At 64.1% G+C, this 16,750-nt stretch carries 11 protein-coding genes and 1 tRNA gene; 7 read left to right on the top strand and 5 right to left on the bottom strand.

What is annotated here, in order from left to right:
- Positions 1-67: 67 nt before the first annotated feature.
- Together CXQ90_RS13075 and CXQ90_RS13070 are read right to left on the bottom strand one after the other, a co-directional pair.
- Positions 68-3,154, bottom strand: coding sequence for a beta-L-arabinofuranosidase domain-containing protein (locus CXQ90_RS13075; RefSeq protein ID WP_104139695.1), 3,087 nt, complete (start codon positions 3,152-3,154; stop codon positions 68-70).
- A 105-nt stretch (positions 3,155-3,259) separates the two neighbouring features.
- Positions 3,260-5,803: an alpha-L-arabinofuranosidase C-terminal domain-containing protein gene (locus CXQ90_RS13070; protein ID WP_104139693.1), complete on the bottom strand. Its 2,544-nt coding sequence runs from the start codon at positions 5,801-5,803 to the stop codon at positions 3,260-3,262.
- A 441-nt stretch (positions 5,804-6,244) separates the two neighbouring features.
- On the opposite strand from CXQ90_RS13070, the gene CXQ90_RS13065 reads away from it, so the two are divergent.
- From CXQ90_RS13065 to CXQ90_RS13045, 5 genes are all read left to right on the top strand, one after another.
- Positions 6,245-7,219, top strand: a complete 975-nt coding sequence (locus CXQ90_RS13065; RefSeq protein WP_258064524.1) for an ABC transporter substrate-binding protein — start codon at positions 6,245-6,247, stop codon at positions 7,217-7,219.
- A 94-nt stretch (positions 7,220-7,313) separates the two neighbouring features.
- Positions 7,314-8,840 (top strand): sugar ABC transporter ATP-binding protein, encoded by a 1,527-nt coding sequence (locus CXQ90_RS13060; RefSeq protein WP_104139690.1) that lies wholly within the window; start codon positions 7,314-7,316, stop codon positions 8,838-8,840.
- Positions 8,837-9,868 (top strand): ABC transporter permease, encoded by a 1,032-nt coding sequence (locus CXQ90_RS13055; RefSeq protein ID WP_104139689.1) that lies wholly within the window; start codon positions 8,837-8,839, stop codon positions 9,866-9,868. The genes CXQ90_RS13060 and CXQ90_RS13055 overlap by 4 nt, the downstream gene beginning before the upstream one ends.
- Positions 9,868-10,884: a galactofuranose ABC transporter, permease protein YjfF gene (gene yjfF / locus CXQ90_RS13050; protein WP_219816684.1), complete on the top strand. Its 1,017-nt coding sequence runs from the start codon at positions 9,868-9,870 to the stop codon at positions 10,882-10,884. Before CXQ90_RS13055 ends, yjfF begins: the two co-directional genes overlap by 1 nt.
- Positions 10,885-11,101: 217 nt before the next feature.
- Positions 11,102-12,559: a family 43 glycosylhydrolase gene (locus CXQ90_RS13045; RefSeq protein ID WP_104139687.1), complete on the top strand. Its 1,458-nt coding sequence runs from the start codon at positions 11,102-11,104 to the stop codon at positions 12,557-12,559.
- Positions 12,560-12,676: 117 nt separating this feature from the next.
- Here CXQ90_RS13045 and CXQ90_RS13040 read toward each other — a convergent pair whose 3' ends face one another.
- The 3 genes from CXQ90_RS13040 to CXQ90_RS13030 all read right to left on the bottom strand — a co-directional run bounded on the left by CXQ90_RS13040 (position 12,677) and on the right by CXQ90_RS13030 (position 14,983).
- Positions 12,677-13,702, bottom strand: coding sequence for a LacI family DNA-binding transcriptional regulator (locus CXQ90_RS13040; RefSeq protein ID WP_258064523.1), 1,026 nt, complete (start codon positions 13,700-13,702; stop codon positions 12,677-12,679).
- 71 nt (positions 13,703-13,773) lie between these two features.
- Positions 13,774-14,784, bottom strand: coding sequence for a LacI family DNA-binding transcriptional regulator (locus CXQ90_RS13035; RefSeq protein WP_104139684.1), 1,011 nt, complete (start codon positions 14,782-14,784; stop codon positions 13,774-13,776).
- A gap of 126 nt (positions 14,785-14,910) precedes the next feature.
- A tRNA-Lys gene (locus CXQ90_RS13030) sits at positions 14,911-14,983 on the bottom strand.
- Between the two features lie 233 nt (positions 14,984-15,216).
- Between CXQ90_RS13030 and CXQ90_RS13025 the strand changes: the two genes are divergently transcribed.
- Both CXQ90_RS13025 and CXQ90_RS13020 read left to right on the top strand, forming a co-directional pair.
- On the top strand, positions 15,217-15,876 hold the full coding sequence (locus tag CXQ90_RS13025) for a hypothetical protein (protein ID WP_104139682.1): 660 nt from the start codon (positions 15,217-15,219) through the stop codon (positions 15,874-15,876).
- A gap of 256 nt (positions 15,877-16,132) precedes the next feature.
- A complete protein-coding gene (locus CXQ90_RS13020) occupies positions 16,133-16,750 on the top strand; it encodes a DUF47 domain-containing protein (RefSeq protein ID WP_104139681.1) in 618 nt (205 codons plus the stop codon).

Here is a 16,750-nt window from a genome sequence, read left to right as displayed (position 1 = left end):
CCTGGGGCCTTGGGAAGCCGCTGCTGCGCGGCACGGATCAGGAGGTTGCGAGGTCAGGAGTCAGGAGTCAGGAGGTCAGCCTGACAATGAGCGCCTGCGCACCGCTCACCAGGATGTCCCGGAGGGCCTGGCTGTGCACGCTGTGCCCGGCGAAGTCGATGTACTGCTTCAGGTACTGCAAAGCCTTCGCAGTGGATTTCTCCGCCAGTGCTTTCCGGGCGGCTTCCAGCCGGGAGCCGAGCATCGCGTGCGCCTCGGCTGTCATGGTGCCGGCGGTGCGGACTGCATCCGCAACGGCCTGGAGGTCATCGATCTCGCCGGCCGGAGCCGTGAAGGCTGCGCGCTGGGCACACCGGTAGATGCGGTCGGCGTCAGCTTGGGAAAGGGCGCCCTCGATGATCCAGGTGCTGTTCACCTGGCCGACGCGCTTCAGCAGTTCAGGCTTGTTCACGAAGGAAGCGGCGTCCCAGACGTCGTCGAGCAGGGTGGTCTTGTTGGCCCGTGCGGGGTTGGGCACGCCGGAATCCACGCCGCCAAACACGACTTTCGGCTCATTGCGCCGGAAGTATGAGTGGAATGCGTCCGCCGTTCCTTCGAGGAAGGGCGCCAGTTCGACGCCGGAGAGGGTGAAGTGCAGCGGCTTGCCGGCAACCGGCTGCACGGCCGGGGCGAGGTCTCCGTTGAGCTTGGCCGTAGCGTACAGACTGAACGGCAGGAAGGTGGTGCGGCTGTCCCGTGCGACCAGGTGCATAGGTCCGTACATCAACGTCTGGACTGTCGGGTCGTCCAGGGCCCTTTCGGCACGGAGGGTGAATGGCATGTCAATCTCTACAGAGTCGCCGCTCTTCCACGCCCTGGGAATGTTGAGGTACGTGCCGGGTGCCGCCCGCCCGTCGACCGGGGTTCCGTTGACGCGGACGGTGAAGCCTGCCGTCGCCCATGCCGGAACCCTTAGCCGCAGTTCGAACTGGCCGTCGCCGGCGACCGTAAGTTTCGACCGCTGCTCGAGCGGATAAGTGGTCTCCTGCGTCACTGTTAGGTTCTTGTCCGCCCAGTTGAGCTTGGAGGGCATATAGAGGTTCACGTACAGTGCGCTGTTGTCCTCGGCAGTGAAGTACACCGAATCCTGATACTTAGTGGCCGACTCCATGCCGGTGCCTTCGCAGCAGGTGGTCCCGTTCTTCGGGGTAAAGTCGCGGACGGCGCCAGGCTGAAGGCCGATGAAGTAGGTCGCAAGCGGCAGCTCCGCGCTGTCCTGGTCCTGCTTCGAGCCAAGCACCTGGTTCAGGAGCGCGCGTTCGTAGTAGTCCATGTATGCGGGGTTCTGCTCCTTGAAGAACAGTTCGCGGGAGAGCTTGAGCATGTTGTAGGCGCAGCAGGTTTCGGCGTCCGTGTCATGCAGCGTGCTCGCAATCTGGTTGGGCGCCTTCCAGAATTCGGTCTGGCTTGTTCCGCCGATGCTGTAGGTTCGCGTGCCTGCAACCATGCCCCAGAAGTTGCGGGCGGACCTGAGGTACCTCTCATCGGCGGTCTTGTTGTACATGAGCATCAGCCCGGTGAAGATCGGGATGTGCTGGTTGGCATGGAGGCCGGTGAGGACGTCCTTGTTGGCGGCACACGCGTCGATGAGGGAGTCGAGATCGAAGTACTTGGCGAGTTCAAGGTGCTCCGGTTTGCCGGAGTGCCCGTGGGTCTCAAGGATGGCTTCCACGATGCCGCCGAACTCGCCGCTGGAGAAGATCCCCCACATGCGCTGGCGGACGGCCGGGGTGAGCCTGCTGAGCCGCGAGTGCATCCAGTCACAGAGGCCGACTGCCAGGTCAAGGGCCTTCGGTTCCTTCGTGGCCGTGTACGCATCCAGCAGGCCTTTCAGGATCTTGTGCGCGGTGTAGTACGGGGCCCAGACACGGTGGTAGTCAGGGGTGGTCCTGCTCTCGAGTTCGATGAACTGCGTTTCGGGGTAGGCCGCGAGGAACCCGGGGTGGCTGGGCAGGCCCCAGGTGCGCCGCAGGGTGGCGTGACGGCCCTTTCCGGACGCGTCGGCCAGTGTCGACCCGCTGGTCTCGCCGCAGGCGATGGAAATGACGTCCCCGCCGCCTGCCGAGGTGGCGGAAGCGCGCGCCCCGGCCAGCTCTCCGATCTGCCCCGCGGTCAGCGCCGCCGACCAGATGTTGATGTCCTGGTACCCGCCCGCGTAAGTCGGGTCGTTGTACTGGGAACGGCCCAGCCACACGTTGCCCAGGCTCCCCAGCATCGCGGGGGTCAAGGTCATGGCGGCGTTTTGGCCGACGCGCCGGCCATTGACGTACAGTGTGCCCGTCCCGCCGTCGAGCGTGACCGCGACATGGCTCCATTCGTTGACCGGCAACGGCGAGGAACCCACGATCGTCTGCTCGCCGCCCGCGAAGTTCCGCGTGATGGCGAATCGGGGAAGCCCGCTACCGTCGCGCGGCGTCAGGAAGGCGTAGGTCCTGGTGTCATTTCCGAAGTCGAATATCCGCGCCCAGTTCGCCGCCGCTGTGGGGCGCACCCATGCTGCGAACGTCATACTGTGAAGCCCGTCGACCGATCCCGGAGGCAGCTGACCGTAGAGACAGGACCCCCGGGCCAGCTCGACGGCGGAAGCGGAAACCCGGCCGGTTGTTGCCTGGACGGAGGGATCCTGCGAGAGCGACTGCCGGCATTCGTGGAGCGAGGAGACCAGGTTCTGCAGCTTCGTCCCGAACACCTCCTCCCCGGTGCTGGCATAGGCCTGGGCCAGCATGGACATATGGTGCCCGGTGAAATGACCCCTCAGGTTCCCGTTCGCTTCGCCGTCGAGGCCTTCCCACCCGCCGGCCGGCAGGGGCGTTACGCCGGCAATCGGCCGGAGGCCGGCGTTGGCCCGGAAAACATTGATGTAGCGGCGCTCGTCGTAGCCCCGGGCGAAGTTGAGGATCAAGTCGCGCTTCCGGGCGAAGACTCCGGGGCCCAGCGCGACGTCTGAAAGTTTGAAAGGGCGAAGGGCAAGCGCGGCGGTAACGCCGCCGGTGGCTGGCAGGGGACCCTGCGCGGCGGCTGCCGTGGCCGCGCTTGCAAGCGAGGGGAGCCATGGAAGCGCCGCAGCGGCCGCTCCGAGCCTGAGGATATTGCGCCTGGATACTGGATTCGTCATTGGATCTCCGGTACGTTGTCGCGGGCTGCCGCGGAAGTAGGGCGAGACAAGTGGCCCGGCCGGCTCGCCAGCCGGGCCACCTGTGGTCAAGCCTGGGTTACGTTCCTATTTGCGTGAGCTGCCGTCGGTAAGCCGGATGAAGGTCACCGAACTGGGCTCGAACGTGTAGGTGAACTTCGGCCCTGCCCCGTTGAAAGTGCTCGCCGCGGAGGCGAGGTTCTGCCCGTCCGCAGTCTCGGTGAGCGTCGTCACGGCAGCGGTGGCGGCAATGTTGGTCGCGCCGGTGACGCTGACATCCACGGGAGTCCGCTCAGCCGAGGTGTTGACCACCTTGACGATGGTGTCGCCTGACTTTGCGTCCTTGGTGACCACGGAGTAGATGGGATCGGCGGGCGTATCGTCCACCGTGCCCCACAGGACGTTGTCCAGGTACAGCTTGGCGATGCGCCCGGTGACCTCGATGCGGATGTCGTATTCATGTCCGGTTTGGATCACCGTGTTCTTTTCCAGGACATTCGTCTTGCCGCCGTTGACGGCTTTCTCGACGACGGACTTCGAGTTGTTCCAGCCGCCCAGGTTCCACCAGAAGTAGTTTCCGGTGTCCTTGACTCCGAAGGAGACAAGGAACCCTTCCGAGCCCGCCAGCTTTGTCGCCTTGGTGTTGAGCGTGTAGTTGCTCCAGTCGGCGTTTCCGGCCGTCACCATGGTGTTCAGGGCGGTGGTGCTTGACTGCACGTAGGCGCCGTCCTGGATGGACCAGGATCCGGTGCCGTTGCCGGTCCACGCCGCAGCCGTTCCCGAGAAGTCATCGCTGAACAACGTTGCGCCGTCGTTGCCGGTCACCTTGACGTCGTCATAGCGGGCGGACGTGGCCCAGGTGGACAGCCCGATCTTGCCTGCAATCGGCGCCACGGTCGAGGCCGGGTTTTCCTGCGTGCTCGGCACCACCTGCGTGCCGACGTTGTTCATGAACAGCTTCTGGACCTCGTAGTTGGGGGTGGTCCGGACGGACGTTCCGTTGAAGAACATCATGTCCGGGCTCCACTGCGTGTTGGCCTCGTTCGCGATCAGCGGCGCGTAGGACGCCATCTTGACCACATCTGCGTTCCGCTCGAGGCCGGTCATGTAGGAAGCTTCCGCGAGCGCGTTGAAGGGTTTGTTTCCGCGGGAGGCGTACTCGCCAAGGAAGACCTGGTAGCTGTCGCGGCTGTAGGAGTCGTAGCGGTGGTTGTTGTTAAGGAACCAGGACGGTTCGTTGTAATAGTGCTCGTCGACGAGGTCCACGCCCGTGTCAGCGTTGAACTTGGCGAGGTCGTCGAATTCGGGGCCCTGGCTGAACGGCCCCGTGTTTCCGATGATCTTGATCTCGGGGTGGGCGGCCCTGACGGCGTTGTAGAACTGGGTGAAGTATTGCTTGAACTCGGGCTTGTACTCCTCGTTGCCCAGGCCGATGCGGTCCAGCTTGTAGGGCTCAGGGTGGCCGTATGCGATGCGCTTTGCACCCCACTCGGTGCTGGCATCGCCGTTGGCGAATTCGATGAGGTCGAGCGTGTCCTGGATGTAGCGGTCAAGGGTCGCCTGGTCGGGAGCGGACTTGTTGTCGCCGCATCCCGTGACACCCACGGGAACCACCGGCACAGGGACTGCGCCCATATCCTCTGCCCACTGGAAGTACTCCATGTAGCCGAGGCCGTACGTCTGGTTGTAGCCCCAGAAGTTCCGGTTCGCCGGGCGCTGCTCCACCGGCCCGATGGTGTCCTTCCACTGGTACGTGCGGGCGCGCGTGTAGTTGGGGGCTGAATAGGTGTCGTAGCTTCCGGTGTTGACGATGCAGCCGCCCGGGAAGCGCAGGAATCCGGGGTTCAGGTCTGCGATCTTTTCGGCGAGGTCCTTACGAAGGCCGTTTGCCCTGCCGTTCCACGTGTCCTGCGGAAACAGCGAAATCATGTCGAGCCGGACCGTGCCAGTTCCCTGAACGACTGTCGCCAGCCGGCCCGCTCCGGTGGAGGACTTGGGCGACAACGTCAGATCGTACTTGGCCCACTTGTCACCCTTGATTTTGATCGTGGCGGTGGCCAGGCGGGTGCCTTCCGGCGTCTCCAGCGTTACGGCAAGGCTTGTACCGGCGGGGTTGGACGTGCGTGCCCAGACTGAGTAGTTGTATTTCTTGTGCGCCTCGAGCTTCTGCCCGGCGTTCCAGCCGCTGTTGCGGACGCCGACACCGGCGGCGCCGCCTGCGCCGGCGCTGGCGGCGTCGATCTGCAGGTAGTTCCGGTTGTTCTCGTTCAGGCGATTGCTGTCATTGACCACGGCGACTGTTCCGTCGCTGCCCCGCCTGAGAGTTTCCCAGGCGGTCATGGGCGTGTAGGTGCGGTTGTCCCCGGAGTTGAATTCAAACGACCGGTTCTGGACGAGTTCGGCGTAAATGCCGCCGTCGGCGCCCTGGTTGATGTCCTCGTAGAAGGCCCCGTACATGGTGGGATCGATCGAAGGCCCGGTCTCGGCGGCATTGATGTTGATGGTTCGGTTTGTTGCTGTCTCTGCATTGGCGCCCAGCGCCGGGGCCAGTGACAGCATCGCTGCTGCCAGTGATCCGGCAAGCGCCATGGTGCAGGCCCGCTTTGCGGGACTTGGGGATTTCGATGGCATGGAAGAGATGGCCTTTCTCCATTGAACGGTCCGCCGGCTCGCCGGCGCAGCTCAGGCAAGGCGGCCGCCGACAGTTTCGCAGGATGCAAAACCGTCCCCGGGCGTGGCCGCCGGTGAATGGGTAAACAAAAAGCTGTTAACGCTAACAAAGTGCGCGTCGGGAAAAGTATTCGACATCTTTGCAGTGTTGTAAAGAGCCTTGACAAGAACGGCAGGCGGGTGGATCACGCCTGGGGCACCCTTCCGGGATTCCCTTCGGGCCGCCACTCGATAGTGCGGCCGGCCAGCCAGTCAGCCGAGTCGCCAATTTGTGACCCTGGCTACTTGACGACTTTCTTTGTTAGCGTTCACAATGAGTCGCAGAGCGCATCAGCTCACTTGCAGCAATGGCGGTGTTCGAATTCTCCCGCCTGCATGTAACTACGCTTCCGGGAGGATGTTGTGTTTAAGAAATCCCTAATTGCGGTTGCCGCCGCATCAATGCTCACGCTGACAGCCTGCGGCGGAACCGGCAGTGCTGCCGGCAACGCGGGCAGTGACAAGATCACCATGGGCTTTGCCCAGGTCGGCGCCGAAAGCGGGTGGCGCACCGCAAACACCAAGTCCGTACAGGAATCCGCCAAGAAGGCCGGGATCGACCTGAAGTTCTCAGATGCCCAGCAAAAGCAAGAGAACCAGATCAAGGCGATCCGTTCCTACATCCAGCAGAAAGTCGACGTCATTGCGTTCTCCCCCGTGGTGGAGTCCGGCTGGGACACGGTGCTGAAGGAGGCCAAGACGGCGAAGATTCCCGTCATCCTCACCGACCGGGCGGTCGACTCCTCGGACAAGACCCTGTACAAGACGTTCCTCGGTTCTGACTTCGTTGAGGAGGGCAAGAAAGCGGGAGCCTGGCTCGTGGAGGATTCGAAGGCAGCCTCCGACACCGTCAACATCGTCGAAATTCAGGGCACCACCGGGTCCGCTCCGGCGAACGACAGGAAAGAAGGGTTCGAGGAAGCCATCAAGGCTAATCCGAAGCTGAAGATCATCGCCTCGCAGAGTGGGGACTTCACCCGCAGCGGCGGCAAGCAGGTCATGGAGGCCTTCCTCAAGAACAACCCGGACATCGACGTTGTCTTCGCCCACAATGACGACGAGGGCCTGGGTGCCATCGAGGCCATCGAAGCGGCCGGCAAAGTTCCCGGCAAGGACATCAAGATCGTCACCATCGACGCGGTGAAGGACGGCATGACCGCGCTGAGCAACGGCAAGATCAACTACATCGTCGAATGCAGCCCGATGCTCGGCGACCAGCTCATGGACCTTGCCAAGAAGGTTATCGCCGGCGAGACCGTCCCGGAACGGGTCGTCACCGAGGAAACCACCTTCACCCAGGAACAGGCAAAGCAGGTCCTTGCCAGCCGCCCTTACTGAGTCCCGGCGCCCCTGAACGCCCGTGCGGCGGCGGATCACCGCCGCCGCACGGCCGCCCGCCGCACGGCAGACCTAGCACAGAAAAGATACGAGGATGAACGAAATCGTTCCGGTCGTCGAGATGACCGACATAGCTATTGGATTTCCAGGAGTTAAGGCGCTCGACGGAGTCAACTTCCGCCTCTTCCAAGGTGAAGTCCACGCCCTCATGGGAGAGAACGGCGCCGGCAAATCCACGCTGATCAAGGCCCTGACAGGCGTGTACACCATTGATTCCGGCACGATAACCGTACTCGGCGAGCACAAGCAGTTCTCGACGCCGGCAGCATCCCAGGCAGCCGGCATCAGCACTGTCTACCAGGAGGTCAACCTCTGCCCCAACCTGACCGTTGAAGAAAACGTGCTGCTGGGACGGGAGCCGCGCCGCCGCGGCTCCATTGACTGGAAGGGCGTCCGGTCCCGGACCCGGGAGGTCCTCGCAGAGCTGCACCTGAACCATGTTGATCCCGGATCCCTGCTGTCCTCGCATTCCATCGCGGTCCAGCAACTCATCGCCATTGCCAGGTCGGTGGAGATCAACGCCAAGGTCCTCATCCTGGATGAACCAACGTCGAGCCTCGATGCCGATGAAGTCAACCAGCTCTTCCGCGTCATCCGGGACCTCCGCGACCGCGGCGTAGCGATCCTGTTCGTCTCCCACTTCCTTGAGCAGGTCTACGAGATCTCCGACCGCATGACGGTGCTCCGCAACGGAAAGCTCGTGGGCGAATACCTGACCCGCGACCTCTCCCGCATGGGCCTGATTTCCAAGATGATCGGCAAGGAAATGGAGGCACTCGCCGAGCTGGACCAGGCCCCTGCCCGGACACGTGCCAGGACAGGCTCCGAGGTGACGCCGTTCGTTGAGGCCCGCGGGCTCGGGAGGAAGGGATCGGTGTCGAACGTGGACCTGTCCATCTACCCCGGGGAGGTCGTTGGCCTCGCAGGCCTGCTGGGAGCAGGCCGGACCGAGATTGCCAGGCTCTTTTTCGGTGCCGACAAGGCCGATGAAGGTTCCATCAGGGTTAAGGGCGTCAGCCAAAGGATCCGCTCCCCGCGGACCGCGATCGATAAGCGCATCGGGTTCTGTTCCGAGGACCGCAAAGAGGAAGGCCTCATCGGAGACCTGTCCGTCCGCGACAATCTCATGCTGGCCATGCAGGCCAGCAAAGGCTGGGCGCGCCGTATCCCGCGCCGCGTCCAGGACGAGCTGGTGGCCGAGTACATCGCAACCCTCGATATCCGCCCGGCAAATCCCGACGCCCTGATCCGCAACCTCAGCGGCGGGAACCAGCAGAAGGTCCTGCTCGCCCGCTGGCTGATCACTTCCCCCGAACTGCTGATCCTCGATGAGCCAACCAGGGGAATCGACATCGGGGCGAAGACCCAGATCCAAAAGCTCGTCAACAAACTCGCGACAGAAGGGATGTCCATCCTCTTCATCTCCTCGGAGCTCGAAGAGGTCCTGCGCCTGAGCGACCGCGTCGCCGTCATCAAGGACAGGGAAATGGTCGCCGAAATCAAGAATGACGACGTCTCAGTGGAAGACGTCATGACGGTCATCGCCGGAGGTACGCAGTGAAATCCCTTATGAAGAACCGCCTTGCCTGGCCGGTGATCGCGTTGGCAGCGCTGCTGCTGCTGAACCAGATTTTCCGGCCCGACTTCCTGAGCCTGCGGATGCAGGACGGACACCTCTACGGCAGCATCATCGACATCATGCGCAACGGCGCCCCGACCATCCTCATTGCCCTGGGGATGACCCTGGTCATCGCCACCCGGGGCATTGACCTCTCGGTCGGCGCGGTCGTAGCCATCGCCGGAGCGGCGTCGTGCGCCTACATCGCCGCTTCCCCGGAACCTGCCTCGCCGGTAACGGCAGCCATGGCCGTGCTCATCGCCGTGTTGGCGGGCCTTCTCCTGGGCGTGTGGAACGGGTTCCTGGTCTCAACTGTCGGTGTGCAGCCCATCATTGCGACTCTGGTGCTGATGACCGCCGGACGGGGCATCGCCCAGCTCATCACGGGCGGCCAGATCGTCTCCGTATCGAATGACCACTACAAGTCAATCGGTGCCGGGTACCTGTTCACCCTTCCCGTCTCCATCCTGATCACCGCGGCAGTCTTCGTCCTGGCGGCCGTCCTCACCCGGCGCACGGCGCTGGGAATCCTCATCGAAGCCGTGGGCATCAACCCGGTGGCCAGCCGCCTGGCCGGGCTGCGCTCGCGGAACATCATCTGGATCGTTTACGTCTTCAGCGCGGTGTGCGCCGCCATCGCCGGCCTGATGATCAGCTCCAATGTCACCGCGGCCGACGCGAACAATGCAGGCCTTTACATTGAAATGGACGCGATCCTTGCCGTCGTCATCGGCGGCACTTCACTCGCCGGCGGGCGGTACACCCTGGCCGGGACCGTGATCGGGGCCTTCATCATCCAGACCCTGACCACCACCGTCTACACGCTCGGAATCCCGCCGGAAGTGACGCTGGTGTTCAAAGCCCTCGTCGTCATTACCGTATGTCTCCTGCAGGCGCCCAAGGCACGGAACCTGCTGAGGAGCCTCAAAGCCGCACCCAAGCCCGGCACGAAGGAAAAGGTCGCAATCTGATGTCCTCCCTGTCCACCCTGACGCCACTGACCGTCAAGGAACCGTCGCCCCTCCGCAGCCGCATGCGCGGAGGCGCCCGCTATGCGCCGACCCTCGCGACCCTGGGGCTCTTCATCGCCATGTTCGCCGTGGGTGCGGGCATGTACCCGAGCTTCCTCTCCGGCCAGGTGTTCCTGAACCTCTTCATCGACAACACCTTCCTGATCGTGCTCGCCGTCGGCATGACGTTTGTGATTCTGACAGGGGGCATCGACCTGTCGGTCGGAGCCGTCGTCGCACTGTCGATGATGGTCAGCGCCACACTTCTCCAGCAGGGCTGGAATCCGGCCGCTGTCATATTCCTTGTCCTGGTCATCGGTGGCGGGCTGGGCCTCCTCATGGGACTGATCATCCAGTACTTTGACATCCAGCCCTTCATCGTCACCCTCGCCGGCATGTTTCTCGCCCGCGGCCTCTGCTACGTCATCAGTCTCGACTCGATCCCCGTCACCGAGGGATTCTTCACCAGCGTGGCCCAGGCCCAGATCCCGCTTCCCGGGGACCTCTTCGTCTCACCGGGTGTACTCCTGGCGCTGGCCATAGTTGCCGCAGCCTTCTTCATCCTCCACCACACCCGCTTTGGCCGGACCGTCTACGCCATCGGCGGCAATGAGCACTCAGCGATGCTCATGGGGCTGCCGGTAACGAGGACAAAAATCCTGGTCTACGCACTCAGCGGGCTCTGCTCGGCCATCGCCGGAGTCCTGTTCTCGTTCTACAGCCTCTCCGGCTACAGCCTCGCAGCGCAGGGAATGGAACTTGATGCCATCGCCGCCGTCGTCATTGGCGGCACCCTGCTGACGGGCGGAACGGGCTACGTCCTTGGATCCGTCGTGGGAGTCCTGGTGCTGGGAATTGTCCAGACCTTCATCGCCTACGACGGAACACTGAGTTCCTGGTGGACGAAGATCGTCATCGGCGGACTGCTCCTCGCCTTCATCCTGCTGCAGCGGCTCTTCGCCAGGAAGACGGCTTAAGCGGCCCGGCGTCGCTGGCCCTCCCAACCCGTCACACCCGATTCATCAGCGCCAAAACCATTCACAAATCGCGAAGCCCGGCCCGGGAGCCTGCACGCCTTGTGCCGCAGTCCCAGTCCGGTGCTTCATCAATGACCCCTTCTCCGCTGCCGCGCGGCCTCGCATGAGGCCGACCGCGCCCACGCGTGGAAGGGAATCCAGGAAGGACGCTCTCAACATGAATGCTCCCCTCAACCGGCAGTTTTCGCGCCGCTCGTTCCTCGGCTCCGGAACCGCCGCAGCCACCACGGTGATACTGGCCGGCGCGGGTGCCGGAACCCTGGTGACGGCCCCGGCGGCCGCCGCCGCTCCCGCCCTTCCGACGCCGGTCATCAACCCGGTCGTTCCGCAACGGGCTGACCCCTGGCTCATGAAGCACACCGACGGCAGGTACTACTTCACCGGCTCCGTGCCTGAATACGATCGGATCATCCTCCGCTCCTCATCCACCATCTCCGGGCTGGGCAGCTCCTCGGAGGCCGTGGTGTGGACGCGGCCCGCCACCGGAACCATGGGAGGCTACATCTGGGCACCGGAGCTGCATCACTTTGACGGGAAGTGGCACATCTACTTCGCCGCCGGGGACAGCAACGACGTTTTCCGGGTGCGGATCTACGTGATCTCCACGGCCGCGGCTGACCCGACGACCGCGGTGTGGGAACCACCGGTCCGGGTGTACACGCACGCCGACACTTTCTCCCTGGACGCCACCACCTTCGAGCACGCCGGCACGCGGTACCTGCTCTGGGCCCAGAGCGATACAGGCGTGAATTCGAGCCTGTTCATCGCCGCCATGTCATCTCCCTCCACCCTGTCTAGCGCTCCGGTCCGCATCGCCGTCCCCACGCTGGACTGGGAAACCAGGGGGTACAAAGTCAACGAAGGGCCCGCCGTGATCAAGCGGAACGGCCGGATCTTTGTGTCCTTCTCAGCCAGTGCGACAGACGCCAACTACTGCATGGGCCTCCTGACCGCCGACGAAAACGCGGATCTGCTCAATGCGGCGTCCTGGACGAAGACCCCGACGCCGGTATTCAGCACCTCGGAGGGGTCAAAGCAGTACGGGCCGGGGCACAACTCCTTCACCGTCGACGAAGCGGGCAATGACGTTCTCGTGTACCACGCCAGGTCCTACCGCGACCCGATCGGCAACCCGCTCTTTGACCCCAACAGGCATGCCCGCGTTCAGCGGTTGCACTGGAAGGCAGACGGAACACCCGATTTTGGAGTTCCCGTTGGGGACGGGGAGCTCCCCGTGCGATTGGAATCAGCCGCCGCCCCCGGCGCCTACCTCGTTCACGACGGGACAATCGTCACAGCTTCGTCGGCGCCGTCGCTGGGGGGGTCCCAGTTCCGCATTGCCCCCGGCTATGCCAAGAAGAACTCCGTGGTCATCGAGCCGGTCCTGACCAAGGGACGTTACCTTCGGATCCAAAGCTCAACCGTCGCAATCGCGTCCACCGCCGGATCGTCGTCGGCATTCATCCAGCGAGGCGGACTTTCGGATCCGGCAGGAGTCTCCTTCGAGTCAGTCGATCTTCCCGGTTCCTATCTGCTGCTCCGGCAGAGCGTCCTCACCGTAGCCCAGGCAGGCAAGAACGACAGGGCCGCGGCCACTTTCTTCCTGGGTTCATAGCCGCACGGTACGGTCGTCGTCAGCATCTCCCGCAGGGCCCGGTAAGCTTCCCAGCTGCCGGGCCCTGCGGGTGCCATTTGAGAGGCGTGCACGGGCCTCAGCCACGGTCCCCCGGGCTCAGCGTGCGGCGGGTGGCGGCGCCGTCGTCGAGCGAACCACAAGCCTGGGGTTGACCACTGACGATGCACCTGAATGGCCGTTGGCCATATCGAAAAGGAGCATTTGCATGCAACGGGCTCCGAGTTCCTTGAAACCCTGGTTGACAGTGGTCAGGGGCGGCACAAGATAGGCGGCCTCGGGCTGGTCATCATAACCAACGAGACTGATGTCCTGCGGGACGCGCAGCCCGGCTTCGCTAAAGGCACGCAGGGCTCCAAGTGCCATCTGGTCGTTGGCTGCGAACAGCGCGGTGACATTTCCTGCGGCCGCAAGTTCAAGCCCGGCACGGTAGCCGCTTTCGGCGCTCCAGTTGCCCCGGATCAGCACGGAGTCGGAAAGTTCCGCCTGGGCGAGGGTCCGACGCCAGCCGTCAATGCGGGCGGCGGCGTCAATCCAGTCCGGCGGCCCGGAAACATGGGCTATGGCTGCATGGCCGAGGTCCACCAGATGCTGCACGGCAAGGCTGGCGCCCATCCGCTGGTTCACCGCGGCGACACTCAGCCGCTCGTCGACGCCGAAGCCCACCGCAACCAGCGGGACGGCCATGCTGATGGTGCTGAGCGATTCGAACATGGCCTCGTGCGGCACGATCACGACGATGCCGTCCACTGACTGCATCATGAAGTATTCGAGGGCGTCCTTGATCGCGGCCGGCGTGACTTCACTGAGGCTGGCCACGCTGACGAAATAGCCCTTGTCACGGGCTGCCTGCTGCACTCCAAGCAGCGTATTGGCCGGACCGTAATGGGACATGTCGCTTCCCAGGACGCCTATGGTTTGGGACCGCCGGGTAACCAGGCTGCGCGCTGCGGTGTTCCGGCGGTAGCCCAATTCCCCGATGGCCTTTTCGACGCGTTCGCGGGTTTGGGGGCTGACGTTCGGATGGGCGTTGAGGACCCGCGAGACCGTCTGGTGTGAAACACCGGCCAGCCTGGCCACGTCCTCCATCACGGGGGGACGCCTGGTCTCTGATCCTACTGACATCCCTCCCCCTAAGTTAGCGCTAACAATTAGTTTACCAGCTATGCCGAAATCAGGATGCGGGAAATCCAGGTTCAGGCAGGGGCGGAGGTGCTCTGCCGCACCACCAGTTCGGGCGCCACCACGGTGCTGCTGACGCCCTTGCCGTCCTCGATGGCCGTCAGCATGAGGTCTATGCAGCGCCGGCCGAGTTCCTCGAAGTCCTGACGGACAGTGGTGAGCGGCGGGGTGAAGTAGCCCGACTCCGGCTGGTCATCGAACCCGACGACGGAGACGTCGTCGGGCACGCGGACGCCGGCCTCATTAAACGCGCGCAGCAGGCCAAGGGCCATCTGGTCGTTACCCACGAAGATGGCCGTGGCCGAGCGCTCGGCGGCCAGCTTCCTGCCGATCTCGTAGCCGCTGCCGGCACTCCAGTCACCCGTCATCAGGAGATCGTCCTCAAGGCCCGCGGAACGCATTGTGGCGCTCCATGCCTCTGCCCGCGCCACGCCGTCGATCCAGTCCTGCGGTCCGGCGACGTGCCCGATCCGCCGGTGGCCCAGCTCAATCAGATGCCCGACGGCGAGTTCGGCTCCCCGCGCCTGGTCCACCATGGCACCGCTCACCGCGTCACTTCCCAACGACCCCACCGCCACCACCGGGACCCCGAGTGTCAGGTCCGCCAGGGCCAGCAGCGTTTCGGAGTGCGGCACACTCACCACAATCCCGTCGACGGACTGGTCCATGAAGTGCCTGACGGCGTCGAAAATCGACTCACGGCTGACCGACTTCAGCGCCGCGATACTGACAAAATAGCCGGCGTTCCGGGCGGCCTGTTCAACTCCCAGCAGCGTGTTGGCCGGACCGTACTGGGAGAGCTCGCTGGCCAGGACGCCGATGGTCTGGGAGCGGCGGGTGACCAGGCTCCGCGCCGCGGTGTTGCGCCGGTACCCGAGCTCGGCAATGGCTGCCTCCACGCGTTCGCGCGTGGCCTTGCTGACGTTGGGGTGGTTGTTGATCACCCTGGAGACGGTCTGGTGCGAGACGCCGGCACGCTCCGCCACGTCCTCAAGCCGCGGCAGCCGCGCGTTGCGTTTAATCATGGGGCTATTGTGCGCGACGCCGCGCCGCAACACGAATGCCGCAGTGGCGCCGGGCGGCAGGCACGCAAAAAAGTCCCCGGCTCCTGTTGCCAGGAACCGGGGACTTTCCACTCTTCGCTAAAAGAGTGGGCCCTGTGGGGATCGAACCCACGACCCACGGATTAAAAGTCCGATGCTCTACCAACTGAGCTAAAGGCCCAAACTGACTGTCGAAATGCCTGCCTCAGCGGCCTGCACAGCGGGTGTCAGCTCCAGTCCATTTCTGGACGTTAACACTGTACCCCAGTCCACGGCGTCTTTCGCACGGGGCCCACCGCCGCCGTCGTCCCGTCGATTTTCCGGCCCGGCGACGGCGGAAACCGCGCGGTTCCGCGGAGCGGGGGCTCCGACCGCACGCTCGATTCCCGCACGGACCAGGAGTAGCGTGGGAGCATGAGCGAGAAAGCAGGAACCAGCGGCCCGGGCGGGGCGGAGCGGCACCACAAACCAAAGCCTTTTGCGCCCATCGATTTCGAGCCATTCGCAGGCGGTGCTGATCCGGCACGCGTGTCCGAAGCGGCACACCTCGCAGCCCAGGCCCTGGTGCGCCACGGGCGCGACAGCGACGATCCCGTCATCACCAAACGCCTGGTGAAGCTCGCCGACGAACAGGGCCTGGAGGCCATCGCCGAAATGTGGGCCGAGAGCCCGGCGCGCTCACTCCCGGGTGCACTGTGGCGGCTGTATGCCCTGCGCGCAGCGACCGTCCAGGATCCGGAGCGCATCTCCGTCTACTTCAAGGCGGGCAAGGACACGGCACAGGTGTCCAACGTGGTTGCCGGAGCGGCCGAACCGCCCGGCGCCGACGAAATGAGGACCATGGCTGACGCCATTTTGTCCGGCGCGTTCGACGGCGACTTCGACGTCGCGCTGGAGCGTTCGGCCGCGTTTTGCCGCGTTGTTGCGCTGGGCCAGGCCACCCTTGCGGACGGTGCCGACCACAGCAATGAGGTGCACGCCCGTAAGCTGACGCGCAACTCGCACCTCCTGGTGAAGACCGCCGAGGACCTCGAACACGCCGCCAACGCCTGGCGGCTGGGCGAGCTGGACTGACCCATCAGGACCGATCTGTCAATGTTGACTTGGAACGGGCAAAGTAGAACACTGAAACTGGTGCCGAACCGCGAAACCCCCGGGCTTCAACATTTAGCCGCCTAGAGCGGCCTACCGCCGAGAGGCGTATCCGGTTCGGCACCACTTTCATGCCCGGCTGCCGGTGCCGGTAAAGTACTGACTAGCTGCGGGGCACGACGTCAAGTCACACCGTCCGCAGTGCCCAGCCCTGACGATCCTCCGGAGACCGGTACTAATGAAGCTGCGCCTTTTTCCGCAGGAGCCCGCGGGGCTGAGCCTTCTCTCGCAGCTGGCACGGCAGATCGTCCTGGCCAGCGCCACCATGGCGGAGATCCTGGGGGCGCCGGCCACGGAGCATCACCGGCTCGTCGAGGACATGCACAACCACGAGGCCAAGTCCGCTGAGCTGCATTTCGCCCTGCTGACCCACATGCGCACCAGCTTCGTGAACCCGCTGCCCCGCGAGGACATGTACGGCCTGTCCCTGTGCCTCAACGAAGCAATCGAAAAGCTGGACGCCGCCGCCGAGCTCGTTGCCCTCTACAAGCTGGACCGGCTACCGAAAAGGGCCGCAGACCAGCTGGAAATCATCAGCCGCCAGGCCGAACTCACGGCTGATGCCATGCGGCGGCTCAACAACCTCGACGACCTCGAGGACTACTGGATCGAAGTGCTCCGCCTGGCCAAGCGGGCCGAGCGGACGCACCGGATCTGGGTGGCGGACATGCTCAAGGACATGAAGGCCACGCAGTACGCCCGGAACAGGGACGTCGCCAACCAGCTGGTGGACGTCACCAAGGACATGCGGCGCATCGCCACCCAGGTAGGCAGCATCATCGTCAAGGAATCCTGA

This window comes from Arthrobacter sp. ZGTC131, assembly GCF_002929275.1.
Classification (GTDB): domain Bacteria; phylum Actinomycetota; class Actinomycetes; order Actinomycetales; family Micrococcaceae; genus Arthrobacter.
The sequence above is the reverse complement of the archived record's forward strand: the minus strand, read 5'-3'. Positions and strand labels throughout refer to the sequence as shown.